Origin of the sequence: Amorphoplanes digitatis, assembly GCF_014205335.1 — a bacterium.
Lineage (GTDB): Bacteria > Actinomycetota > Actinomycetes > Mycobacteriales > Micromonosporaceae > Actinoplanes > Actinoplanes digitatus.
This window is the reverse complement of the sequence record NZ_JACHNH010000001.1, coordinates 3,774,722-3,798,176: the sequence shown is the minus strand read 5'-3', so window position 1 is coordinate 3,798,176 and position 23,455 is coordinate 3,774,722. Positions and strand designations below refer to the sequence as shown.

Sequence of the window (23,455 nt, the reverse complement as noted above, 5' to 3'; positions counted from 1 at the left end):
CGGGTCGAGTGTTCGACACCGCCGACACCACCGCCGAGAAGTTCACGCAGATGTTCGCTGCGATCCTTCTCTTCGCCGCGGTCGTGGGCATCATCCTGTTCATCGCGGGGCGCTTCGGCGGCCGCCGCGGTGACCGGGTCGTCGCCTATTCCTATCTCGCCCCGACGCTGCTGATGCTGCTCGTGGGCCTCGTCTATCCCGGCATCCGCACCATCTACGAGTCCTTCTTCGACGCCGCGGGCGACGTGTTCATCGGCCTGGACAACTACCAGACGATCTTCACGGACAAGGACCAGCTGACGGTGCTGACAAACACCGCCGTGTGGGTCCTGCTGACGCCGTTCGTGGCCACCGCCATCGGCCTGCTCTACGCCGTCCTGGTCGACAAGGCCCGGTTGGAGTCGTTCGCCAAGGCGCTGATCTTCATGCCGATGGCGATCTCGTTCGTCGGCGCCTCGATCATCTGGAAGTTCGTCTACGCGTACCGCCCCGACCAGGCCAACGTGAAGCAGATCGGCCTGCTCAACCAGATCGTGGTCTGGATGGGCGGCACGCCGCAGCTGTGGCTGCTGGACTGGCCGCTGAACACGCTGCTGCTGATCGTGGTCATGATCTGGATCCAGGCCGGCTTCGCGATGACCGTGCTGTCGGCGGCCATCAAGGCGATCCCGGGTGACATCATCGAGGCCGCCCGCCTCGACGGCGTCAGCCCGTGGGGCATGTTCCGGTTCGTCACCCTGCCGTCCATCCGCCCGGCAGTGGTGGTCGTGCTGACCACCATCGGCATCGGCACGCTGAAGGTCTTCGACATCGTGCGCACGATGACCGGCGGCCAGTACGACACCAGCGTCATCGCGAACGAGTTCTACAGCCAGAGCTTCCGCAGCGACAACCAGGGGCTCGGCTCCGCCCTCGCGGTGCTGCTCTTCGTGCTGGTGATCCCGATCGTCGCCTACAACGTCCGGCACATCCGCCGATCGGAGTCGCTATGACCACCGCCGCACCGCCGAGCGCCCTCGACGCGCTCGAGGCCGAGAAGCCCACCGCCGCGGCCATCGCCACGAGGAAGCTCACCTCTCCCTGGGCCTCGCTCGCGGCGATCGTCATCGCGGTGCTCTGGACCGTGCCGACGTTCGGCCTGCTGATCTCCTCGTTCCGCCCCGAGCGGCAGATCAAGACGACGGGCTGGTGGACGGCGTTCAGCGACCCGCAGTTCACCTTGGACAACTACCGCGCCGTGCTGGACTCGGAGGACGGAGCCGGCCTCGGCGCCTTCTTCATCAACTCGCTGGTGATCACGATCCCCTCGGTGATCATCCCGCTGAGCCTGGCCTGCCTGGCCGCGTACGTGTTCGCCTGGATCAAGTTCCCGGGCCGCAACATCCTGTTCCTGAGCATCTTCGCGCTACAGATCGTGCCGCTGCAGGTGACCCTGATCCCGCTGCTCACGCTCTATGTGAAGGCGGACCTGGCGAACACGTTCTGGACGATCTGGCTGTCGCACTCGATCTTCGGCCTGCCGCTGGCGATCTACCTGCTGCACAACTTCATGAAGGAGATCCCGGCCGGACTGCTCGAGGCGGCCCGGGTGGACGGCGCCGGTCATGTGTCGATCTTCTTCCGGGTGTTGCTGCCACTGCTGCGGCCGGCGCTGGCGGCGTTCGCCATCTTCCAGTTCCTCTGGGTGTGGAACGACCTGCTTGTCGCGCTCACCTTCGCCGGCGGCGGCGACACCGTCGCCCCGATCACCGTCGCGCTGGCCAACCTCAGCGGCACGCGCGACTCGGCGTGGCACCTGCTCTCCGCGGGCGCGTTCGTCTCGATCATCGTGCCGGTGACGATCTTCCTGCTGTTGCAGCGCTACTTCGTCCGCGGCCTGCTCGCGGGCAGTGTCAAGGGCTGAGGCGCACGGCGGCGGGCCCGTCACGGGCCCGCCGCCGTCTCACCGCGGCACGTACACCGGCGTGACGTGCCAGATGTCGCGGCAGTAGTCGCGCACCGTGCGGTCGGCGGAGAAGAAGCCGCTGCGCGCGGTGTTCAGGATGGACATGCGGGTCCAGTCCTCCGGATCGCGCCAGGCCCGGGCCACCCGGTCCTGGCAGTCCACATAGGCCCGGAAGTCGGCGAGCGTCAGGTACTCGTCGCGGTGCATCAGGTCGTCGGCGAGCTCGCCGTCCCACCCGGCGACCGCGTCCACCACCTCACGCAGCTCCGCGTCGCGCTCGTAGTGGTCCCGCGGCCGGTAGCCCCGCCCGCGGAGCGCGGCCACCTCTGCGGTGTCCAGGCCGAAGAGGAAGAAGTTCTCCCCGCCCACCCGGTCGCGGATCTCGACGTTCGCGCCGTCCAGCGTGCCGATGGTCAGCGCACCGTTGAGGGCCAGCTTCATGTTGCTGGTGCCCGAGGCCTCCTTGCCCGCCAGCGAGATCTGCTCGGAGAGGTCAGCGGCCGGGATGATCAGCTGCGCCCGGGACACGTTGTAGTCGGGCAGGAAGACCATCTTCAGGTACGGCGAGACGGCCGGGTCCGCGTTGACCACCTCGGCGACCCGGTTCGCCAGCTTCATGATCCGCTTGGCCACGTAGTAACCGGGCGCCGCCTTGCCCCCGAAGACGATCGAGCGCGGCACCACGTCCGCGACCTCGCCCCGCCGGATCCGGTGGTAGAGCGTCACCACGTGCAGCACCCGCAGCAGCTGGCGCTTGTACTCGTGGAACCGCTTGATCATCACGTCGCAGAGCGCGTCCGGGTCCAGGACCACCCCGGTCGTGGCCAGCGTCTGCTCGGCCAGGTCCTCCCGGTTGAGCCGCTTGACCTCGCGCCACCGCCGCCGGAACTCCGGATCGGCGGCGGCCGGCTCGAGGCGGCTCAGCTGGTCCAGGTCCGTCAGCCAGCCGCCGTCGCCGAGCCGCTCGGTGATCAGCTCGGCGAGCCGCGGGTTGGCGAGCCGGACGAAGCGGCGCGGCGAGACGCCGTTGGTGACGTTGTGGAAGCGGCCCGGCCACAGGTTGGCGAACCCGTGCAGGGTCGTGGCGGCGAGCAGCCGCGAGTGCAGCTCCGCGACGCCGTTGACCGCCGAGCTGCCGACCACGGCCAGGTGCGCCATCCGGACCCGCTGCTCCGCGCCCTCCGCGATGATCGAGAGCTCGCGCAGCTTCGCGTCGTCGCCGGGGTAGCGGTCCGCGACCTCCTGCAGGAACAGGTGGTTGATCAGGAAGATGATCTCCAGGTGCCGCGGCAGCAGCCGCCGCATCAGCTCGACCGGCCAGGTCTCCAGCGCCTCGGGCAGCAGCGTGTGGCAGGTGTACGCGAACGTGCGCCGGGTGATCGACCAGGCCCGGTCCCAGTCGAGACCCTCCTCGTCGACGAGCATCCGCATCAGCTCGGCGATCGCCATGACCGGGTGGGTGTCGTTGAGCTGGATCACCACCTTGTCGGCGAAGTGGTCCCAGTCGCTGTTGCACAGCCGGAAGCGCCGCACGATGTCGCGCAGCGCGCAGGTGACCAGGAAGTGCTGCTGCTTGAGGCGCAGCTCGCGGCCGAGCTCGGTGCTGTCGTCCGGGTACAGGACCTTGCTGATGTTCTCCGAGCGGACGATCTCCTCGACCGCCTCGCCGTACTGGCCGGCGCCGAAGTGCGACAGGTTGAAGGACTGCGGGCTGGCGCGGGCCTTCCACAGCCGGATGATGTTGACCGTGGTGGTCCCGTAGCCGGGCACCAGCATGTGGCTCGGCTCGCCCAGGACGATCTCGCCCGGCACCCATTTCCGGCGCACCCCGTCGAGCGCCTCGGTGTGGCCGTAGAAGCCGACCTTCTGCTGGTCGTCGGAGGCGTGGAACTCCCACGGATTGCCGTAGAAGGTCCAGTCGTCCGGGTGCTCGACCTGTGCGCCGTCCTGGAACTCCTGCTGGAAGATGCCGTAGTCGTAGCGGATGCCGTAGCCGACCGCCGGGATGTCCTGGGTGGCCATGGCGTCCAGCAGGCAGGCGGCGAGCCGGCCCAAGCCGCCGTTGCCGAGGCCCGGCTCGACGTCGAGGGCGTCCAGCTCGTCGCCGGACAGGCCGAGCGCCGCCAGCGCGCTGTGCGCGCACTCCTGCGTACCGGAGTAGAGCAGGTTCTGGTCGAGCTGCCGGCCGAGCATGTACTCGGCGGACAGGTAGTAGATGAACCTCGGGTTCTCCTGGTAATGCGCCGCCGCCGTCCGGATGTAGCGGTCGACCAGGCGGTTCCGGACGGTCAGCGCCAGCGAGTGGTACGCGTCCTGCGCGCTCGCCGACTCCAGCGTCGTACCGCGCTGGTAATAGAGGTTGCTGAGCAGCTCGCGCCCGAAGTCTCCGGGCGTGGTGCCGGAGTGTGTCGTTGCGTAGGTCACGGCGGTGTTCCCTCCCGGGCGCTCCGGTACGCCATTGCTTGACGGTCTCACGGGGAACGTCGACGGTGATCGTAAACGCCCCGCTCCGGGGCGCGGAACGAGGCGGGTTTGGTCGAGAGTGGAACCGGTGCCCGGCGGGGCTGGGGGTGAGGCTGGGGCGCCGGGGAACGGTGGGGCCGATCAGGCCGCCGGGGCGAGCGGCAGCGTGACGGTGAACGTGCTGCCGTGTCCCGGCCGGGACCGCGCCGTCACCGTGCCGCCGTGTTCAGTCACGATGCCGCGGACGATCGCCAGGCCGAGGCCCGGGCCCGGCACGGCCTGGTCGATCGCGTTCGACGCCCGGTGGAACGGCGTGAAGAGGCCGGCCAGGTCGCCCGCCGGGATGCCGATGCCCGTGTCGGTCACCGTCAGCACCGCGCCGGCGCCCTCGGCGCGCAGCCGGTAGCGGACCTCGCCGCGGCGGGTGAACTTCACCGCGTTGTCCAGCAGGTTGCGCAGCGCCCGCGCCAGTTGGCGTGCGTCGCCGTCGACCCGGACCGGCTCGGCCTCGCCCGCCAGCGCGATACCGCGGTCGCGGGCGAGCGGCGCGAACTCCGCGTGCAGCGCCGCGGTCACTGTGGACAGGTCGACGGGTGCGGCGCGGGCCGGGCCGTTCGCGCGGTCGAGCAGCAGCAGGTCCGACACCGTGTCGTGCAGGCGGCGGGCGTTGCGCAGGATCGCGGCGACGCCGCGCCGCTGCGCCGGCGACAGCTCGCCGCCGTCGCCGTCGGCGAGCATCTCGGCGTACCCGAGGATGTTCGTCAGCGGCGTGCGCAGCTCGTGCGTCACCGTCGTCACCAGGGCGTCCCTGCGCTCCTCGAACGCCGTCAGCTCGCCGTCCGGCCGGGTACGGCGGCGGCGGAGCGCGGCGCGGAGGCGGGCGTTGTCCGCGTACACGTCAGGCGCCCGCAAGGGTGAAGGAGATGGTGGTGCCCGCGCCGCCGGGCGCGGCGCCGGCCCAGATCCGGCCGCCGTGGCGTTCGACGATGCGCCGGCAGGTGGACAGGCCGATGCCGTGCCCGGTACGGCTGCGCGGGTCGACCCGGGCGAACATCTCGAAGACGCGGTCGCGCTGGTCCGGCGGGATGCCGATGCCGTTGTCCGTCACGGTCACGAGCCAGTCGCGGCCGCAGCGCTCGGCGGCGACCTCGATGCGGCACGGCCGGGCCGGGTCGCGGTACTTGATCCCGTTGCCGATGAGGTTCTGCAACAGCTGGCGCAGCAGGGTCGGGTCGCACGCCAGGGTGGCGGACGCCGAGGCGCTCCCGATGGTGGCGCCGCTCTCCCGGATCAGGTCGCCGAGGTCCAGCAGCGCCTGGTCCACGGCCTCGCCCAGCTCGGCGTGTCCGCGCACCCGCGACTCGCCGCCCACCCGGGCGTAGGTCAGCAGCGCCTCGATCAGGCCCTGCATGCGGCCGACCGCCCGGGACGCGCCGGCGATCCACCCGCCGGCCCGCTCGTCGAGCGCACCGTCGCGGTCGTCGGCGAGCAGGTCCAGGTAGCCGCCGATCACGCTCAGCGGCGCGGCGAGATCGTGGCTGACCACGGCGGCGAACTGCTCCAGCTCGCCGTTGGAGCGCAGCAGCTCGCCGTGTACCCGGGCCTGCCGGCGGCGCTCGAACAGCGCGAGCACCACCCGGGCGAGGTCCTTGAGCCGGTCGATCTGCTCGTCGCTGAGCTCGCGCGGCCGGGAGTCGAAGACGCAGAGGGTGCCGAGCGCGTGGCCCTGTGGTGTGACCAGCGGGGCGGAGGCGTAGAAGCGGATGTCGCCACGCCGGCCGTCGACCCACGGGTTGCCCTTGTACGCGGGATCCGCGGCGGCGTCCGCGACCCAGACGAACTCGCCCTCGCGGAAGTGGACGGCGCACAGGGAGTCGGCGCGGGGTGAGACGGTGCCCGCGAGGCCCGCGGGAGCGAGCTGGCACTGCCGGTCCTCGTCGATCAGGTTGAGCGTCGCGGTCCGCACGCCGGCGACCGTCGCGGCGACCCGGACCACGGCCTCCAGCTCGTCGTCGGCGGGGGCGTCGAGCACGCGGTACCCGCGCAACGCCGCCAGGCGCTGCCGCTCGTCTGTGCCCACCCGGCCCGCCTCCATCCCCCACGCCCGACTCGCCGACGAGAGGTATTTCGGCACCGGGAACGACGACTTGAAAGATGCGTCCCGTGCCACAGATGGTAAGCCCGGCCGGCGACCCCGCCGGCCGGGCTTCCCGCTGCTACTACTGGTCGTCCGGGTCCGCGCTGGGGCTCACCGAGGGGGTGGGGGCGGCGCTGCCGGTCGGGCTCGGGGTGACGTCGGTGCTGGGCGTGACGCTGGGGCTCGGGCTGACGTCGGTGCTGGGCGTGACGCTGGGGCTCGGCGTGACGGGAGGCTTCGCCGGCTTCGGCCGGTTGGCGTTGATCACCACGGCGGTGTAGACGCCGTCGACGCGCAGGCCGGTCACGGTGATCTTGGCGCCGGCCAGGATGCCCGCGACGGTCGCGCGCCTGCCGTTGACCCTGATCCGCGCGCCCTCGGGCACCTTCACGGTGATCGTCTTCCTGCGGACGTCCTTGGTGCCGCCGTGCGCCGCCAGCGTCACGGTGCCGGCCTCGGCGTCGACGGCGGTGACCTTGCCGTTGGCGGCGAACGGGATCCGGACGGGCTTGCGCGGCTTGTGGGGCTTGCCGGGCTTCTCCGACCCACCCGGCTCGTGCCCGTGCTTGGTGGCCACGACGCTGTGCGACGAGGGCGAGGCCAGGGCCACGGCGGCCCCGGAAACGGCGGGAACGATGATCCCGGCGGCCAGCACGGCGGCGGCAGCGGTACGGGGCAGACGCATCTGAGCGATCTCCTTGCTCGGGGGAGCCCACAGCCTGCGGATGCCGGGGTGCAAACGGTGTCGCGACCGGTTGCCGAACGGTTGCGACCGCCGGCGCCTCCGGAAATGGCGGGAGTACCGCGGATACATCACTCTCCGCGCAATATCTTTCGGCGACTCGAAACGATTCGTTGAAGGTGCGATTCCGGGATTTCCAAAAGTTGTTACCGATCCGTAACTATGGCCGAACGCACACGTGTGGTGACCGTCACACGCCAATATCTCGCCCGAAGTGTCCATTGGTGACGCATCTTCAGGGATTCACCGCGGCCATTGCTCACTATCCGTCATGATCGATGTTTCCTCATGGTTACCGGCCGGTAGCCAACGCTCTTGTCCCAGCCCTCAGGTAGCGGCAACATTCCCGGCACATCAGGACTGCCGCATCGACGTGTCCGCATGCGATGGGAGCCGCATGGCGGGCGCGGCCGCGGCCGTTCCCACTTCCCGCAAGGAGGATCCGTGAAGGATGCGCAAGGCGATCCGGCGTACGGACGCACCGACTGGCGCCGTTTCGCCGTAGCGGTGGCGGTGCCGGCCGCCGTCGCCGGCGCCCTGGTCTTCGGCATGGCCAACGGCGCGTTCGCCGCCACGTTCGCGGTGTCGGGCCAGTCGTTCAAGATCTCGGCCGACCGGCTGGAGGGCACCGGCTTCGCCCAGTACGGCGACTCGGTACACAAGAAGAACGACGACGCGATCCCGGTGGCGATCTCCGGCATCTCCTCGGCGACGCTCTACAACCTGTGCCAGTCGGTGAAGACCCCGGGCGTCCCGATCACCCTCACCATCCGCGCGGGCCGGGACGAGGACAACCCGGCGAAGGCCACCAACCTGCTGATCGGCCTCAACGAGCTCAGCGGCGAGGCGGAGTTCACCGACATCAACATCGGCCAGGACGCCTCGACCCTCGGACTCGGCGGCGAGGACGCGCACGGCAAGGCGGGCGACTTCGGCCAGGAGGCGAAGCACGTCACGATCAGGGGGCTGCGGCAGACCGCCGTTTCCACCTCGGCCGGCACGTTCACGCTTACCGGTCTGAACATGAAGGTCAACTGGCCCGGCGGCGGCGACGGCAGGCCGACCGAATGTTTCTGACGTAATTGCCGGAGGCCCGCGGGAACGCACCACCCGCGGGCCTCCATCCTGCCGGGGTAAGGCACCATTTCTGGAGGAGCAAGTGGCAACGACAAGTACGTCGGGCGGCGGATTCCGCCGCTGGCGGCGAGCCCGGCCGTTCTGGGGCGGGCTCCTGCTCCTCATCGCCGGACTGGAGCTGTTCCTCAGCGCGAACCTGTCGCTGGGCGACCTGCAGCTGCATTTCGGCCCTGAGGGTTACCTGTCCTATCTACTCCCGCTGATGCTCGTCCTCTGCGGCGTGCTCAGCTGGGTCACACCCGGGCAGCGACTCTTCTACGGCATCCTCGGCCTGCTCACCGCGGTGTACTCGCTGATCGGCCTGAACCTCGGCGGCTTCTTCGCCGGCATGCTGCTCGGCATCGTCGGCGGCGCCCTCGTCCTGGCCTGGTCACCGAGGCAGCCGCGGCCGGGCACCACCGACACCGCGCCGGAGGATCCCGAGGGGCCGCACGGCGAGCCCGAGCCCGAGGGCACGCGGGAGGACGAGCGCCACGACGCCCGGGACCCGGCCCCCGCCGGCACGATCCTGCCGGGGTTCGGCGACGGGCCGGGCGACGGCCGGCACCGGTCGGCGTTCCGGCCGCGGGCGGAGTGGTACCCGGCGGGCGCACCGGAACCGCGTACGCCGTCCGGCGGCGTACCCCGCAAGATGCTGGCCATCGCGCTGGTGCCGCTGGCGGTGACGGCGGCGGTCCTGGCCGCCGCCGCACCCGCCCCGGCCCGGGCCGAGCCCGAGTGCCCCGAGGGCCTGCCGTCCCGGCCCGCCGCCGCGGCGAAGAAGGCGCCGTCGCGGCAGCCGTCGCCCAAGCCCTCGCGGAAGAAGATCCCCGGCAAGCCGGCGCCCGCCAAGCCGGGCACCGGCGCCCCGGCCTCGTCCTCGCCGTCCCCCACGCCCACCGAGGACGGCGAGGACTCCGGCAACCCCCTCGTCGACGGCCTGCACGACTTCGTCGAGGGCGTCGGCGACCTGTTCGGCATCGGCGGGGAGGAAGAGGAACCGACCCCCGGCCCGTCGGCGACACCGTCACCGACCGCGAGCCCCGGGCCGACCGGGTCCGCCGCACCCACCGCGGCGCCGTCCGGCGATCCGGCCGGGTCCGGCTCCCCCGCACCCGGCACCTCGCCGACACCGTCGACGACGCCGAGCCTGCCGGACGTGCCCTGCCTGGGCCCACGGGTCGTCAAGGAGGCCGGCCCGGACGACGTACCTACCGTCTCGCTCCGGGGCGGAAAGCTGGAGACCGCGTCGCTGACGATGTACGACTCCACCTACGACGGCGTGACCCGGCTGCAAACCACCGGAGGCACGATCCAGGCCCTGAAGTTCAGCATGCGCAAGGCCGTGAACAAGCCGTTCAAGCTGACCGTCCCCGAGCGTGGCACCGCACGCACCGTGATCGACAGCAAGGAGCTGATCACCGAGGGGGACGTCCGGTTCTACACGCCCCGGTTCAAGGGCAAGCTCTTCGGCGTCATCCCGGTCACCTTCACCCCGGAGTCCCCGCCGCCGCTCACGCTGCCCGTCCTGTGGTTCACCGACGTGGAGATCGACCTTGCGTTCGTGCGCTGCGACACCCTGACCGGCGTACCCCTGACCCTGACCGAGCGTTCCTGAGCGACGGCGCCGGCGCGGCCCGGGTCAGCCGGCGCGGCGGGCACGCCAGCCGCGAACCGCCTCGTCCGCGTCGATCGGGGGCAGCAGCACCGGCGGGCCCTCCAGCAGCCCGGCCCGGGCCTTGCGCAGCTGCTCGTTCAGCCTCGCCACGTAGGCACGCACGTCGGCCTCCGAGGTGCACCGGTCGATGGTCTCGCGCAGGTCCTGCGCCTCGCGGCGCAGCGCGAGGGTCGGCGGCAGCGCCCCCGAGCTCGCGCCCTCGCGCCGCAGCCAGTCCTTGACCCACCAGTCCTCGTCGTACTCCCGGCCGTGGTCGCTGAGCGGTCTGCCCGTGCCCGGCAGGTCGTCGAACTGACCCTGCTCCTGCGCCTCACGGATCTTGCGCTCGATGTGCGACTCGTATCGGCTCGCCATGTTCGCCAGTCTAGTTCCGGCCGTCGCTCGCCAGAGCGTTGACCTCGGCGTACGGGGGGATGCCGGTGGGGGCGGGCTCGCCGGCGGCGACCGCGCGGGCGGCGGCGACCGCGGCGCCGAGCGCGGTCCGGAAGAGCATCGAGCCGGTGCTGATGCGGGCGACGCCCAGCTTCGCCAGCGCCGGCACCGTCAACCCGGGCAGCAGCAGCACGTTCAGCGGGGCGTCCACGCCGGAGACGACCGCCCGGATGTCGTCCTCGTCCGCGAGGCCCGGCACGAAGACGCCGTCCGCGCCCGCGGCCGCGTAGGCGCGCGTGCGGGCCAGCGTCTCGTCGAGGTCGCCCGCGTCGAGCCAGCGCGTGTCCGTACGCGCGTTCACGAAGAGCCCGGGCACCCGGGCCTTGACGGCCTCGATGAGAGCGACCTGGTCCGCGACCGGGGCGAGCGTCCCGTCGGCGTGGCCGTCCTCGAGGTTGATGCCCACCGCGCCGGCCTCGGCGAGGTCGGCGGCGAGGTCGGCGACCGCCGCCGGTCCGCCGCCGAAGCCGCCCTCGACGTCCACTGTGACCAGCACCGGCAGCCGCCCCAGCCGCCGCATCAGGGCGATGGTCTCCGTGCGGCCCTCGCCCCGGCCGTCGGGCAGGCCGTGCGCGGCGGCGACGCCGAGGCTTGTCGTGCCGATCGCCGCGAAGCCGGCCCGCGCCAGCGCGGCGGCGGAGGCGACGTCCCAGGCGTTCGGGAGCACGAGCGGGTCGCCGGGAACGTGCAGGGCTCGAAAGTCGTTCATGGGCCCCACTTTACGGCCATCGTCGCCGCGGACATCCGACCACTTTGTTTACGGTTTCCGCAAAACATCGGCGGCCATGGATGCGCTGCGGGACCCGGAAACAGTAAGGTCTCCTCTCGGTAGCGACCACAGGAGGCACCGTGAGGCGATCCATCACCGCGGCGGTCGTCGCCGCGACGGCGGCCGGCGGGGTGCTCGCCGCCGTCGGGCCGGCCGCGACCGCCGGCGGTGCCGGGCGCGGCGCCGCCGTCACCGGCACCTACTCGGCGGGCGCCGCCCGGGCCTGGCAGCCGCTGCCGACCACCCACATCGGACCCGCGCGGGGCCCGGCGACCGACGCGACCGTCGTCATCGATCCGAGCGCGCCGCGGCAGCGCTACGCCGGCGTCGGCTTCTCGCTGGACGAGACGAGCGTCTCCAACCTGTGGAAGCTGACACCGGCCGAGCGCGACCGGGCCGTCCGGCTGCTCGTCGACCCGCGCACCGGTGCCGGGCTCGATCGCTTCCGGCTGACCATCGGCAGCCCCGACCTCATCGAGCACCTGCCGTTCTGGTCGTACGACGAGCTTCCCGCCGGGGTGAACGAGGACTTCGGCCTGCGGCACTTCTCCATCCGGCGCGACGTCTCCGCGCACATCATCGACACGATCAAGCTGATCCAGCGCCACAACCCGCGGGCGACCTTCTTCGCCTCGGCGTGGAGCGCGCCGGCCTGGATGAAGACCAACAACCGGTTCACCGGCGAGGTCGCGCTCCGGCCCGGCAGCACCTCCTCGTACGAGCAGGTGGGCCGGCTGCGCGACGACTGCATCGACGTGTTCGCGCGCTACTACGTGAAGTACCTGCGGGCGTACGCGGAGCACGGTGTGCGGATCGACGCGCTGACCCTGCTCAACGAGCCCGGCATCGACGTGGTCTACCCGGCGATGGACCTCAGCATCGCCCAGCAGCAGCGGCTCGCGGTGGCCGTCGCGCGCGAGGTGAAGCGCGCGGGCCTCGACACCGACCTGTACGTGCACGACTTCAACTTCTGGGACTGGCGCGACCCGAACAGCACGGAGACGAAGAACTATCACCGCATCCTCGACGATGCGCCGGCCCGTGCGGCCGCCGACGGGATCGCGTTCCACCCGTACTGGGGCGACCCGGCCGTCATGCGGGACGCGTACGAGCAGACCGGCAAGCCGGTGCACATGACCGAGACCAGCGACCTGTCCCCCGCCACGATCCTGAGCTACCTGCGGCTGGACGCCTCGTCCTACGTGATGTGGGCGCAGACCACCGACCAGGACGGCGGCACGCTGCACTGGACGCCGTCGCGGGACAACGACGTCGACTGGGCGGAGATCGGCCGCACCACCAAGTGGCCCGACCGCCTGGTCAAGGTCGACACCGCCGCCCGCACGTTCACCGTCCGCGACGAGCTCTACGCGATGGGCCAGTTCGCCCGGTACCTGGGCCCGGAGCACGTCCGGGTCGCGTCGAGCGCGGCGAACGGCGGGATCAGCAACGTGATCTTCAAGGACGGCCGGGACCGCTTCGTCGCGATCCTGGGCAACGGCACCGCCGAGGACAGGACCGTGCGGGTCGTGCTGGCCGGCGGGTCGTTCACCACGACGGTGCCGGCGAACTCGTACGCCACCTACCGCTGGCGCGGCGACGTACCGTCCCCGCGCCACAACCGCCCGCCGGTCCTGCGCGCGGTGCCGGACGTCGTCGCCGACCAGTACGCCACGACCGAGGTGCGCCTGTCGGCGGACGACCCCGACGGCGACCGGCTCGCCTACTACGCCACCGACCTGCCGGACGGCGTCGGCGTCGACGCCGCCACCGGAACCGTGCGGATCCGCCCGGCCGTGTCCGGCGAACGGGACCTGACGTTCCGGGTCACCGACGGCGCCGCGCACGACGAGGTGACGGTCCACCTGGCGGTGCGCCCGCGCGGCGCGCCGGTGGGCGAGAGGATAGAGGCCGAGTCGTACGTCGCCCAGCACGGCTGGACCGAGGGCGGCGCGAACTTCGTGGAGAACACCCCGGCGGCCAGCGGCGGCCGGAACGTCGGCTGGACCGCGGCGGGCAACTGGCTGCGCTACCGGGTGGACGTGGCCCGGGCCGGCACCTACGACCTGGAGCTGCGGGTCGCCAACGGCACGGGCGCGGACGCGCCGGACGCGGTGTCACTGCGCGACGCGGCGGGCGCCGTGCTGGCCACGGTCTCGGTGCCGGACACCGGCGGGTGGGCGGCGTACCGGTCGGTGCACGCCCAGGTCACCTTGCCGGCGGGCGATCAGCTGGTGACCCTCTACTGCGAGACCGGCGGCTTCAACGTGGACTACCTGCGCCTGACCGGATAGCGCGCCCGCGGCGGTAGGGTCGCCGTGGGTACAACCTCACCGTTCCGGAGCGCGTTTAAGGCCTATGACGAACTCGGACGCCGACTACGTGGCCTACGTGCAGGGGCGGTTACCGGCGCTGCGGCGCCTGGCGTACCACCTCAGCGGGGACTCGCACCAGGCCGACGACCTGGTCCAGGAGACCATCGCCAAGCTGTACGCGGTCTGGGGACGGATCAGCCTGACGGACGGTCTCGACACCTACACCCGTACCACGCTGGTCCGCGTGTTCCTCGACGAGAAGCGGCGGGGCTGGTGGCGGGTGCGCCTGTTCGGCGCCATCCCCGAGCGGGCCGGCGCCCCGCCACCCGGCGTCGAGGAGCGGGTGCTGCTCAGCGCCGCGCTCCGCACGGTGCCGCCCCGGCAGCAGGCCACCCTGGTGCTGCGGTTCCTGCACGACCTGCCGGTCGCCGAGGTCGCCAGGATCCTCGGCTGTTCCGAGGGCACGGTGAAGAGCCAGACCGCACACGGCCTGGCGGCGCTGCGCCGCGTCCTCACCGAATGGTCGTCGCCGTCCACCACCGTGATCCGCTGAGGAGGGACCCAGCCATGTCGTACCACGAGAAGAGCGGCACGGAACTCCTCGCGCCCCTGAACGTAGATCCCGACCGGCCGTCCCGGGTGGACATCGCCGCCGCGATGACGACGGGACGCCGCAAGCGCCGCCTCGGCCTGGCCGCCGCCGGCGCCGCCGTCGTCGCGCTGGCCGGGGGTACCGCGGTCGGCGGGACCCTGGCCTTCGACGGGCCCGGCCCGGACCCCGCACCGGAGCGGCTGCCGGCCTGCGTCGCCACCCCCCTGCCCATGGGTGGCTACAAGACGATCCAGGTCACCGGGTCCGACCCCACCGGCCGCTACGTCGCCGGCCGGGCCAACCCGGTCGCCGACATGAGGTCCACCGTGGTCGTCTGGCACGACAACAGGATCGCCAGGATCGTGAAGAAGGACAGGCTCGAGCTCACCGACTTCACCACCAAGGGCGTCGGCGTCGGGTACGAGGTCGACGGAACCCGCGCCTACGTCTACACCGACGGCACGCTGACGCCGCTCAAGGGCGACCGGCTCACGGCCGACGCGATAAACGAGGCCGGTGTCATCGTCGGCACGTCCGCCGGCCGGCCCGTGCGCTGGGCCTCCGCGACCGCCGATCCCGAACCGCTTCCCCTGCCGGCCGGCACGGCCCAGGGCGTCGTCTCGGGTCTCGCCGAGGACGGGACGATCGTCGGCCGGGTCGATCTCGACATCGGATACCTGTGGCTGCCGGACGGCACACACCGGCCCATCGCGGCCCCCGAGATCGACGGGGTGCCGGCCCGCGGCTTCGTGCCGGTCGAGCTGCGCAACGGCTGGATCTACGGCGATGCCATGGTTCCCGTCGACACGGGCGGCATCGAAGCGACCGCCATGCGGCCGTTCCGCTACCAGCTCGCCACCGGCAGGTACGAAAGGCTGGCGAAGCAGGACGGCACGCCGAGCTTCTACCTCGGCAGCCGGCTGGTCCCCCTGCCGGGCGACCCTTCCGTGTCCGGGCGGACCTCGTACGCCGTGACCGCGGTCAGCGACGACAACCGGGCCCTCGCGGGCGACAGCAACGCCTCCAGCGGCGGAGCATTCCTCCCGGTGAGCTGGCGCTGCGAGGAGGAGTGACCGCCCTAGTGATCGTCGTCGAGGTCGCGCAGCGCCGCGCGCAGGAGCTCGGGGGTGCGGGCCGGCGGTTCCGCCTCGATGGTCAGCCGGCCCATCGCCGCGGCGTAGTGGTCCACCTCCTCGGGCTTGTCGAGGTAGAGCCCGCTGGTGAGGTGCTCGATGTAGACCACGTCGGGCATGTCCGGGTGCGGGAAGCGCAGGATGCTGAAGGCGCCACCGGCCGCGGGCGGCGCAGCACCGCCTCGTCGAGCACCGCCCACAGCCGCGGCTGGTCGTCGTCCGCCAGCATCTGCTTGCGGGCCATCCGCAGCTCGGCGCGCCGGCCGATCTCCGCGGGCGTGGCGCTGCCGTGACCGAGCATGATCACCGCCCGGGCGTACGCGTCGGTCTGCAGCAGCCCCGGCACGAACTGGATCTCGTAGGTGCGGATCAGCTCCGCCGCCTGCTCCAGATCCAGGTAGTTCTGGAACCAGCTGCTGAGCACGTCACCGTACGAGTGCCACCAGCCGGGCGTGTTGGCCTCGCGGGCCAGGGTGAGCAGCCGCTCGTGCTCGCCCTCGTCGTCGACGCCGTACAGCTTGAGCAGGTCGGTGACGTCACGTTCCTTGAAGCTGACCCGGCCGAGCTCCATCCGGCTGATCTTCGACTCCGAGGCGCGGATCTCGTAGCCCGCCCGGTCCCGGGTGACGCCCTTGGCCAGTCGCAGGCTGCGCAGGCGCGCACCGAGCTGCAGACGACGGACCGTCGGCCCGTCGTTCTGCTGTCCCGTCACCACCGGAGGTCCCGTCGTCGCTACGGCTTACGCCCCACGGCGCCGTACTGGTCGATCTCGGGGGCGTCCTCCGCGCCGGCCTCCGGCCGCCATCGGGTCACCGAGATCACGCCCGGCTCGACCAGCTCCAGGCCGTCGAAGAGGGCGGTCAGCCGGGCCGCGCTGCGCAGGTGGTACTTCGGGTTGGCCGAGATGTTCCAGATCCGCACGGCCTCGTTGTTGGCCTCGCTGGTGTCGCTGCCGTCGTACATCGCCAGGTAGCTGCCCGGTGCGAGCCGGCCCATGATGCGATCGATGATCGACTTGGCCTCCGCGTCGTCCTCGATGTGACCGAGGATGCCCATCAGGAACAGCGCCACCGGCCGGGCCAGGTCGAGGGTCTTCGCGGCCTCGTCCAGGATCCGCTCCGGGTCGCGCAGGTCGGCGTCGATGTAGTCGGTGGCGCCCTCGGGGCTGGTGGTCAGCAGGGCGCGGGCGTGCGCGAGGACCAGCGGGTCGTTGTCCACGTAGACCACGCGGGACTCCGGGGCCACCCGCTGCGCGACCTCGTGGGTGTTGTTCGCGGTTGGCAGGCCCGTGCCGATGTCGAGGAACTGCCGCACCCCGGCCTCGCCGGCCAGATACGCCGCCACCCGGGCGAGGTAGGCCCGGGAGAGCCGGGCGTTCTCGGCGAGCTGGGGCAGCGACGCGAGGATCTGATCGCCGACGGCGCGGTCGACGGCGAAGTTGTCCTTGCCGCCGAGCAGGTGGTTCCAGATCCTGGCCGTCTGCGGGACGGTGGTGTCCAGTTTGGGCATCTCCTGCTGACCGTCTGCCACTCGCACATCCTTGCTCGACGCGGTACCGGGCGAATATCGGCGCAAGCATAAACCGGTTATCGATCGCACGGAGGCGCCGAACGGTCATAATAGGCGCGCCCAAACGATGATCATCGGCGCCCCCGGCCGCGGCCGGTCAGGGGACCATCCAGCTGAGCAACGGGGTGCCCTGGAGGGTGACGAGCACGCACATCACCAGCAGCAGGAGCAGGCTCCAGCCCACCACCCGGCGGAAGATGTCGCCCTCCCGGCCGGCCATGCCGACGGCCGAGGCCGCGATGGCCAGGTTCTGCGGGCTGATCATCTTGCCGAGCACGCCGCCCGAGGAGTTGGCCGCGGCCAGCAGCACCGGGTCGAGGCCGGCCTGGGTCGCGGTCTGCACCTGTAGCGCGCCGAACAGCGCGTTCGATGAGGTGTCCGAGCCGGTCACGGCGACACCGGTCCAGCCGAGGATGGAGGACAGGAAGATGAAGAAGCCGCCGGCCGCGGCCAGGAACACGCCGAGCGTGTTTGTCTGTCCTGACTGGTTGAGGACGTACGCGAGCGCCAGCACCGCCATCACGGTGACGATGGCGTGCCGCAGCTCGACGTACGTGTCGAGGTAGGCCCGCAGCGCGCGGGCCGGGCGGATCCGCAGCACCAGGGCCGTCAGGATGCCGGCCAGGATCATCAGGGTGCCGGCGGCCGGCAGCCAGCCGAGGGTGAAGGTGGTCGAGGCGAGCGGCTCGCCGTTGGCGCCCAGCACCTCCAGGCCCGGCCAGGGGAACTTGACCGTCCACGGCTCCTGCGCCAGGGCGTCCTTGACGACGCCGATGTTGGCGATCGAGAAGATGGCGATGATGATCAGGTACGGCGCGTACGCGCGCGCGACCTCCACTCCGCTGTCGCGCCGCTCCAGCATCCCCACCGGCCGTCCGCCCCCGGGTGCCGCCGCCGCGTCGCCGGGGCCGGGCGGGTCCGCCGCGGCGTCGCCGGCGCCGGACGGCGCGGGCTCGCGCAGGTCGGGCGACTCCACCGGCCGCCAGAACCGCAGCAGCAGCACGACGGCGGCCGCGGCGAGCAGCGCCGCGACGATGTCGGTGAGCGGCACCGAGATGTAGTTCGAGGCCACGAACTGCCCGACGGCGAACACCCCGCCGGCCACGATCGCGGCCGGCCAGGTCTGCCGGACGCCGCGGCGCCCGTCGACCACGGCCACCAGCACCAGCGGCACGACGACCGCCAGCAGCGGGGTCTGCCGGCCCACCATCGCGCCGAGCGTGTCGGTGGTGAGCCGGGGGTCGTCGACGGCGCCCGATGTCACCGTCGAGAGGGTGACGATCGGGGTGGCGAGCGCGCCGAACGCGACCGGCGCGGTGTTGGCGATGAGCGCGACCGCGGCGGCGCGGATCGGCGGGAAGCCCAGCGCCATCAGCATCACCACGGTGATCGCCACCGGGGTGCCGAAGCCGGCGAGGGCCTCCAGCAGCGCGCCGAAGCAGAAGGCGACGATGATCGCCATGATCCTCATGTCGGGACTGACCCGCTCCATCGAGCGGCGCAGCACGTCGAAGTGCCCGCTGGCGACGGTGAGGTTGTAGACCCAGATGGCGTTCAGCACGATCCAGAGGATGGGGAAGAAGCCGAACGCGGCGCCCTCGCTCGCGGAGAGCAGCGCGAGCCCGACCGGCATCGAGTAGACGGCCACGGCCACGATCAGCGCGACCGCGAGCGCGATCAGGCCGGCGAGCCAGGCACGCATCCGCAGGACGCCGAGCAGAACGAAGAGGGTCACCAGCGGCAGGACCGCGAAGAGGGCGGAGAGCGCTACGGAGCCGGCGACGGGGTCGGTCACGATCGTGAACTGATCCGACATGACAGCCATCCATAATTCTCGATGGTTCGTGACCGTCAATCTAACGCCTGGGCAGCCGGGGCGACATTCGGCGGAGACAGTCCAGCGCGGGCCGCCGCCTCCGTCCTACTAAGACTCGGCGACGGCCCGGCGCTCGGGGGGAACCCTGATTTCGTGCAACTTGCACCGAGTACATGACCATGGCATGCCAAATTCGTCCATGAGGCGCGTGGACGCCGCTCAAGACCAATAAACCCCTTCTCACAGGCTGTTGTTCTTGAGTCACTCTCCGTACGCTGTTGGTCAATAAGCCATCGATCAACTTCAGTCGCAGACGCGGATCGGTGGAACGACCAGCAGCATTGCGGGGAGCAGAGCATGGTCATCAAGGTTGTCGATCAGATCAATGACGACGAGATCCTCGAATCGGCGTGGGACCTTTACCTCCACGCGTTCCGCGAACTGAACGCCATGGCGGTGCAGCGACACCTCATGTACCGCCACGAGTTCGACGAGGTCATGAACGATCAGCGCGTCCAGAAGTACCTGTGCATGGACGATGACGGGACCCTCTGCGGATTGTCCACGTACACGAACGATCTCGACGCGGTGCCACTGATCGCTCCGGAGTACTTCGAGCGGCACTGGCCCGAGCATTATGCGGCACGCAAGATCTGGTACATCGGCTTCGTCGCGGTGCACCCTCAGGCCCAGGGTCGGCACATGTTCCGTCAACTGTGCGAAGAGATGTACGTCGTCGCCGCCACCCAGAACGGCCTCGTCGGCATCGACATCTGCAGCTACAACGACGAGGTGCTGAACTTCTCGCGCATCTTCCGGGCGCAGGCGGAGCGTCTCACCGCCAACATGCGTTTCCAGCGGATCGACCAGCAGTCGTACTGGCTCTATCAATTCCACAGTGAGGACGCGGCCTGAGTGTGATCACCCGACCTCATGCCATAGGCAACCTCCGCTTCGACCACAACGACGAGCCGCCCGGCATCTGGTTGACAGGCCGGCTCGAATGACCATGCCGGAGATGAAGATCGCGATTGTGGTGGTCATTCGCCTCCTGGTGTGCCGGGAGTCCGGCTCGGTCGAGCCGGGCGTGGTGGCGGTTCAGCAGGGCGCTGCCGATACCCCGATTCTGCGGATCGGGGCGCGCCGCGCGAAACGCCAGGCAGTGGCGCGGGTCGGGCGGGTAGCGCGTATCGAACGCCGCGGGAAGCTCACCCGCGCGGTCGTACGCCGGCCCGGCCACTCCCTTCGTCCGCCGCCCTGGGCGGGGCGACGGCAGGAACATCCGTCCCGGATCGACGGCTGCCGCGGCGCCGGCGGTACCGTTCGTGCCGACAACGACGTCGTCACGGATCGCCGGTTCCGGTGTGGCGTTCGCCATCGGGATCCTCTCTCGGGTTGCGGGTTGGCGTACTAGTAGTGATAGCCCCGGGCGCCGACGGGTTCATGCGACCCTTTGGTCAACGGCGGGCCCTCCGGTAACGCCACGACCCCGCCGTCGGCGCCGCGGCCGATCGCCGCGTATGCCTCCGGCCGCGCGGCGCGCATGCCCAGCGCCCAGATGACGCCGATCAGAGCGACACCGATGTAGAGCACCGGGACCAGCCACTGGAACGGCGAGTCCCCGTCGACCTGAAGCAGCTCGCCGAAGCCGATCACGGTGATCCCGAGCACGGCGCTGAGCAGCAGGAACGCGATCATCGGGGCGATCATGGATCGCCAGATGTTCTCCAGGCCGCGGTTTCGCATGAAGAACACGAGCACCGCGAAGGACGCGCTCCACATCAGGAGCAGCACGCCGAGCCCACCGATGGTGGTCAGCCAGGCGAAGACGTACAACAGCGGATCGACGTGTGCCACGGCGAAGGCGATCAGCACACCGAGCGCGAGCACGCTCTGGGTGATCGAACCCATCAGCGGCGCTCCGGTACGCGGATGGGTGTGCCCCCAGACCGACGGCAGCACGCCCTCGCGGCCCAGCGCGAACTGGTAGCGGGCCACGGCCGCGTGGAACGCGAGCAGCGCCGCGAACACGCTGGTCATGAAGAGGATGTAGCCGACATCGACGAGCACCCTCGGCACGTGCGGTGCGACGAGCGCGAACACCAGGTCCGTCCGGTGCTCCTGCGCGGTCGCCACGATCTGGTTCGCGCCCGTGTTCACCGCCATCGCCCAGGCGGAGAGTCCGCACAGGAGCCCGGCCAGGATCACCGCGAGATGGGTGGCCCGGGCGACCGTCTTCTTCGGGTCCTTGGCCTCCTCGGAGAGCACGACCGTCGCCTCGAAGCCGACGAACCCGGCGACCGCGAGAACCAGCATCGGGCCGACGTCCGGGGTGAACAGCTGCGCCGGTGCGAGCGTCTCGAAGCTGATGACCCCGCCGGCCGGGTTGGCGACCATCACCAGGTCGTAGAAGACCACCACGCTGATCTCGGCGATCAGCAGCACGGCGAGGACCTTGCCGCTGAGGTCGACCCAGAGCAGGCCGAGCACCGCGACGAGCGCCCAGGCGATCAGGGCGCAGGTGAACCAGCCGACCGTCACGCCGAGCGCGGCGAGGATCTCGGACGCCGCCGCGCCGAAGAGACCGAACAGTCCGATCTGCATCAACGCGTACGCCGGCAGGGCCACGAAGGCCGCACCGACGCCGGTCACCCGTCCGAGCCCGTGGCTGATGTACGCGTAGAAGGCACCGGAGTTGACGATGTGCCGGCTCATCGCCACGAACCCGACCGTGAAGACGGACAGGATCCCGGCCACCACCAGGTAGATCACCGGAACGGCGGTGCTGCCGATGAGGGCGTAGATGGCCGAGATCGAGCCGATGATGACGGTCAGCGGTGCGGCACCCGCCACGCCGAAGAAGACCACGGAGGGCACGCCGAGCCGGTTTCTGGCGAGTGCGGTGGAGATGATGTCCGGCTCGGCGATTTCCTTACGCGCCATCAACAGCCTCCCGGCCCATTGATCGAAGTTGTCCGGTCGGCGGTGGTGCCGCCCGCGAGAGCTCACCGACGGCCGACGGCCAGCACCGAGCCGACGCTGGACTCGGTGTACTCGATGAGCTGTCGCAGGTCCTCTGGTAGTGACGCCACCGTGTTGGGCAACACGGTGAGCGCGGAACGATGCGCCTCGAAGTCCCACAGCACGTGGCGGGTGAGTCCGGTCGCGGCGACGAGGCCGGCCAGCACCCGGTCGCCGAGCGACATGTCCATGCCGCGGACCAGGATGTTCGCCAGCCGCATGGGCGCCCAGGCCGCCGCGTTGCGCTGCAGCTCGTTGTTGGGCATGTAGAACGTCTGTGTGCTCAGCATCCGCCGCCGGGTCACCGATTCGACCGCGCCGCAACGCTCCAGCCGCTCGCCCACCCGGACCGCCGCGTCCTGCGACAGATAGGCCAGCCACGTACGCACATCGCGGTGCTGCGGCTGAGCTATCAGCAGGTCGAGAATGGAATGGGTGAGGGCGTCGCGGGGCGGATGGTTGCTCACGATCTCCAAGTCACCCGCGAAGATACGGAGCCGGTTGTCGAGGATAAGCTCGCCGAGTAATGACGCAGCCAGACCGATACCGGTGGCCCGCGGATGCAGCCGCGATCGGCCGGTCCGATCCTCGTGAGCGATCAAGTAGAACTGGTCAGCCAGCACGCCGCCACTCCCTAGACACATCGACATGAGATACGTCGTGGGCAGCAACAACTGCCCGTATACATCGCACTTACTCCTTGTCTCGCGCATCATGTACCCAGCTCTAAGGTCAACACAAGAAGTACTAGACTCGGAATCCGAGTGTGATGTTCTTGGCGGAGCATGGGACGGTGCTGAACGTGTATCCCTACCCGAGAACCGAGGGGGCCACATTGGCCACTGACGAGGGTCCCACCCTGCGGCGGCGCCGCCTGGGGGCCGAGCTGAAGCGGTGCCGCGAGGCAGCGGGACTGACCCAGGAGATCGTCGGACGCCACTTCGAATGGCACGCGGCGAAGGTGACCAGGATTGAGACCGCGCGCGTGGCCGTGACCGCGCGCGACGTGAAGGACCTGCTCACGCTGTACGGCGTCGAGGACGAGGCCTACCGGGAGGCGCTCATGGCGCTGGCCCGGCTCTCCCGGGAGCGGACATGGTGGACGGACTACCGCGACATCATGCGCCCCGGCAACTTCGTCGGACTCGAGGCGGAGGCGTCCGTCCTGCGCGCGTGGGAGCCCGTGCTGATTCCGGGCCCGCTGCAGACCGAGGCATACATGCGTGCGCTGATGCGCACCGGCCGCGCCTCCGACCCGCCGCACCACATCGATCGCCGGGTCGCGCTGCGCCTGAAGCGGCAGGGCCGGCTGACCGCCCCGAACCCGCTGACCCTGGTCGCCATCATCGACGAATCGGCGGTGCGCCGCGTGGTCGGCGGCCCGGACGTCATGAATGAACAGCTGAGGCATCTGTTAGACACTGCCCAACTACCGACGGTAACTGTGCAGATCTTGCCGTTCGACGCCGGCGAACATCCCTTCCTGGGGGGCTCAGCAGCGCTTTTAGAGTTCCGGGAGACCACTCATTTGGATGTAGTTTACCTAGAGGGTCTTGCGGGAGACTACTACGAAGAGCAACATTCAGAGGTCGCCCGCTACCGAGACGAGTTCGAGCGACTGAGCGCCAAAGCCCTCGACAGTCGTCTGACGATCAAGATGATCGAGGGTCTGCTTCGTTAGGCCTGCGCGGGAGACGCGCAGTGGGAACTACAACCGCATATTGAAG

At 70.5% G+C, this 23,455-nt stretch carries 20 protein-coding genes and 1 pseudogene; 10 read left to right on the top strand and 11 right to left on the bottom strand.

Features of this window, described 5'->3' with window-relative positions; genetic code table 11:
* Positions 1 to 50: 50 nt before the first annotated feature.
* Together BJ971_RS16420 and BJ971_RS16415 are read left to right on the top strand one after the other, a co-directional pair.
* Positions 51 to 992, top strand: coding sequence for a carbohydrate ABC transporter permease (locus BJ971_RS16420; RefSeq protein ID WP_184998903.1), 942 nt, complete (start codon positions 51 to 53; stop codon positions 990 to 992).
* On the top strand, positions 989 to 1,903 hold the full coding sequence (locus BJ971_RS16415; RefSeq protein WP_184994038.1) for a carbohydrate ABC transporter permease: 915 nt from the start codon (positions 989 to 991) through the stop codon (positions 1,901 to 1,903). Before BJ971_RS16420 ends, BJ971_RS16415 begins: the two co-directional genes overlap by 4 nt.
* Positions 1,904 to 1,942: 39 nt before the next feature.
* Here BJ971_RS16415 and BJ971_RS16410 read toward each other — a convergent pair whose 3' ends face one another.
* The 4 genes from BJ971_RS16410 to BJ971_RS16395 all read right to left on the bottom strand — a co-directional run bounded on the left by BJ971_RS16410 (position 1,943) and on the right by BJ971_RS16395 (position 7,230).
* A complete protein-coding gene (locus BJ971_RS16410; RefSeq protein ID WP_184994036.1) occupies positions 1,943 to 4,369 on the bottom strand; it encodes a glycogen/starch/alpha-glucan phosphorylase in 2,427 nt (808 codons plus the stop codon).
* 180 nt (positions 4,370 to 4,549) lie between these two features.
* On the bottom strand, positions 4,550 to 5,320 hold the full coding sequence (locus BJ971_RS16405) for a sensor histidine kinase (RefSeq protein WP_184994034.1): 771 nt from the start codon (positions 5,318 to 5,320) through the stop codon (positions 4,550 to 4,552).
* Positions 5,307 to 6,488 (bottom strand): sensor histidine kinase, encoded by a 1,182-nt coding sequence (locus tag BJ971_RS16400; protein ID WP_184994032.1) that lies wholly within the window; start codon positions 6,486 to 6,488, stop codon positions 5,307 to 5,309. Before BJ971_RS16400 ends, BJ971_RS16405 begins: the two co-directional genes overlap by 14 nt.
* Positions 6,489 to 6,627: 139 nt before the next feature.
* Positions 6,628 to 7,230 (bottom strand): hypothetical protein, encoded by a 603-nt coding sequence (locus BJ971_RS16395; protein WP_184994030.1) that lies wholly within the window; start codon positions 7,228 to 7,230, stop codon positions 6,628 to 6,630.
* Positions 7,231 to 7,731: 501 nt separating this feature from the next.
* Here BJ971_RS16395 and BJ971_RS16390 point away from each other — a divergent pair.
* Entirely contained in the window at positions 7,732 to 8,364 is a 633-nt protein-coding gene (locus BJ971_RS16390) for a DUF6230 family protein (RefSeq protein WP_184994028.1), read from the top strand.
* Positions 8,365 to 8,446: 82 nt separating this feature from the next.
* Positions 8,447 to 10,021 carry a DUF6114 domain-containing protein gene (locus tag BJ971_RS16385; RefSeq protein WP_184994026.1) on the top strand — a complete coding sequence of 525 codons (1,575 nt, stop codon included), beginning with the start codon at positions 8,447 to 8,449 and terminating at the stop codon, positions 10,019 to 10,021.
* Between the two features lie 24 nt (positions 10,022 to 10,045).
* On the opposite strand, the gene BJ971_RS16380 is transcribed toward BJ971_RS16385, so the two are convergent.
* Positions 10,046 to 10,435, bottom strand: a complete 390-nt coding sequence (locus BJ971_RS16380) for a DnaJ family domain-containing protein (RefSeq protein ID WP_184994024.1) — start codon at positions 10,433 to 10,435, stop codon at positions 10,046 to 10,048.
* A 10-nt stretch (positions 10,436 to 10,445) separates the two neighbouring features.
* Positions 10,446 to 11,222, bottom strand: coding sequence for an isocitrate lyase/PEP mutase family protein (locus tag BJ971_RS16375; RefSeq protein WP_184994022.1), 777 nt, complete (start codon positions 11,220 to 11,222; stop codon positions 10,446 to 10,448).
* Positions 11,223 to 11,362: 140 nt separating this feature from the next.
* Between BJ971_RS16375 and BJ971_RS16370 the strand changes: the two genes are divergently transcribed.
* The 3 genes from BJ971_RS16370 (at position 11,363) to BJ971_RS16360 (ending at position 15,262) form a co-directional block, all read left to right on the top strand.
* Positions 11,363 to 13,576, top strand: coding sequence for a carbohydrate-binding protein (locus tag BJ971_RS16370; RefSeq protein WP_184994020.1), 2,214 nt, complete (start codon positions 11,363 to 11,365; stop codon positions 13,574 to 13,576).
* A 64-nt stretch (positions 13,577 to 13,640) separates the two neighbouring features.
* A complete protein-coding gene (locus tag BJ971_RS16365) occupies positions 13,641 to 14,150 on the top strand; it encodes a SigE family RNA polymerase sigma factor (RefSeq protein ID WP_184994018.1) in 510 nt (169 codons plus the stop codon).
* Between the two features lie 14 nt (positions 14,151 to 14,164).
* Positions 14,165 to 15,262 (top strand): hypothetical protein, encoded by a 1,098-nt coding sequence (locus tag BJ971_RS16360; RefSeq protein ID WP_184994016.1) that lies wholly within the window; start codon positions 14,165 to 14,167, stop codon positions 15,260 to 15,262.
* Between the two features lie 98 nt (positions 15,263 to 15,360).
* Here BJ971_RS16360 and BJ971_RS16355 read toward each other — a convergent pair.
* The 3 genes and pseudogenes from BJ971_RS16355 to BJ971_RS16345 form a co-directional block, all read right to left on the bottom strand.
* Positions 15,361 to 16,034: pseudogene (locus BJ971_RS16355) on the bottom strand (helix-turn-helix domain-containing protein); the annotation flags it as partial.
* A gap of 20 nt (positions 16,035 to 16,054) precedes the next feature.
* On the bottom strand, positions 16,055 to 16,831 hold the full coding sequence (locus BJ971_RS16350) for an SAM-dependent methyltransferase (RefSeq protein ID WP_184998902.1): 777 nt from the start codon (positions 16,829 to 16,831) through the stop codon (positions 16,055 to 16,057).
* A gap of 157 nt (positions 16,832 to 16,988) precedes the next feature.
* The gene (locus BJ971_RS16345; protein ID WP_184994014.1) at positions 16,989 to 18,716 is read right to left on the bottom strand and encodes an L-lactate permease; all 1,728 of its coding nucleotides are present in this window, start codon (positions 18,714 to 18,716) and stop codon (positions 16,989 to 16,991) included.
* A 348-nt stretch (positions 18,717 to 19,064) separates the two neighbouring features.
* Between BJ971_RS16345 and BJ971_RS16340 the strand changes: the two genes are divergently transcribed.
* Together BJ971_RS16340 and BJ971_RS16335 are read left to right on the top strand one after the other, a co-directional pair.
* A complete protein-coding gene (locus tag BJ971_RS16340) occupies positions 19,065 to 19,622 on the top strand; it encodes a hypothetical protein (RefSeq protein WP_184994012.1) in 558 nt (185 codons plus the stop codon).
* A gap of 103 nt (positions 19,623 to 19,725) precedes the next feature.
* On the top strand, positions 19,726 to 20,121 hold the full coding sequence (locus BJ971_RS16335) for a hypothetical protein (protein ID WP_184994010.1): 396 nt from the start codon (positions 19,726 to 19,728) through the stop codon (positions 20,119 to 20,121).
* Here BJ971_RS16335 and BJ971_RS16330 read toward each other — a convergent pair.
* Both BJ971_RS16330 and BJ971_RS16325 read right to left on the bottom strand, forming a co-directional pair.
* On the bottom strand, positions 20,118 to 21,650 hold the full coding sequence (locus BJ971_RS16330; RefSeq protein WP_184994009.1) for an APC family permease: 1,533 nt from the start codon (positions 21,648 to 21,650) through the stop codon (positions 20,118 to 20,120). The two genes, BJ971_RS16335 and BJ971_RS16330, sit on opposite strands and share 4 nt — an antisense overlap.
* A gap of 62 nt (positions 21,651 to 21,712) precedes the next feature.
* Complete coding sequence (locus BJ971_RS16325; protein ID WP_184994006.1) at positions 21,713 to 22,351, bottom strand: GOLPH3/VPS74 family protein; 639 nt, start codon at positions 22,349 to 22,351, stop codon at positions 21,713 to 21,715.
* A gap of 170 nt (positions 22,352 to 22,521) precedes the next feature.
* Here BJ971_RS16325 and BJ971_RS16320 point away from each other — a divergent pair, with 170 nt between their 5' ends.
* Positions 22,522 to 23,409: a helix-turn-helix domain-containing protein gene (locus BJ971_RS16320; RefSeq protein WP_239087202.1), complete on the top strand. Its 888-nt coding sequence runs from the start codon at positions 22,522 to 22,524 to the stop codon at positions 23,407 to 23,409.
* Positions 23,410 to 23,455 lie beyond the last annotated feature (46 nt).